The 1,076-nt window shown below is 48.0% G+C and carries 1 protein-coding gene; it reads right to left on the minus strand.

Translation table 11 applies throughout. The features are described 5' to 3' along the window. A partial coding sequence (locus R7O12_RS26615) for an HlyD family type I secretion periplasmic adaptor subunit (RefSeq protein ID WP_318127073.1) occupies nt 1-1,076 on the minus strand: 1,076 nt, incomplete at both ends.

Here is a 1,076-nt window from a genome sequence, read left to right on the forward strand (position 1 = left end):
TTACGATGGCATTTAGGTTCGGGCGTAGAAAAGCGATGTCTTTCGGGGCGATTTTCGCCTCAACTAACAAGGTGTCTTCGGTTGGTACGATTTCAACGATGTCCATACCCGGTTGGATAACGCCGCCAACGGTGTTGACGTTCAGCGTTTTGATTTTGCCTGTCACCGGAGAGACCACCACTGTGCGGTTTACGCGGTCTTCCAAGCCAACTGCCGATTCAACTAATGCAGACAGTTGGTCTTGAGCATTATTGAGTTTCTCTTGTTGTTCGGAACGGAACTTCAACGCCACATCAATGCGATTGAGCATGGATTCTTTGATGGCGGATTTGATCACTGGGATTTTCAGTTCGCTAGATGTCATTTCACGGCGAGTGTCGTTCACTTGGCGCTGCAATTTTAGTAGCTCAATACGCGGAACAACGCCTTCATCCGCCAACGGTTGGGTGATATCCAGTTCTTTCTTCGCGTATTGGTAGCTTTGGCGTAAGTTGCGCACTCGCGCTTCAATCTCGACCAAGTCTTGCTGTTTTTGCTCAACTTGTTGATCGATCACCGACAGTTGGTTGCGTAGGTTATCCAAATCTTCGCGGTATTCTGCTTTTTGACGCTGAGTTAATTGTGGCTGCGTCTCTTCCAATACCGGTGGGAAAGTCAGTTTGCCGTAATCGAGAACGACGCTTTTTTCCCAATCTTGAATATTAAAATCGCGATTGACGGCAACGCTGTTGATAGAAGCAGAAAGTTGTAATACCGAGGCGGTCAGGTTGGCAACTTGTTGTTCACGTTCGCGGTAGTCCGAGCGAAAACGAGTATCGTCGATCAACAGAAGTTGCTGGCCTTTTTTCACCAGTTGTCCTTCCTTCACCAGAATTTCTTTGACGAGACCACCTTCCAAGTTTTGGACTACTTGGATTTGAGAAGAGGGAATTACTTTACCTTGACCGACGGTGACTTGGTCGATCTGTGCCCACGACGCCCAACCAATGGCTGCAACAAAAAACAACACCATAACCCACAACATTAGTCGGGCACTATTTGGGGTGTTGAGAAGCAGTGCGGCGGTTTTGTCATCG

This window comes from Vibrio sp. Vb1574, assembly GCF_033338675.1.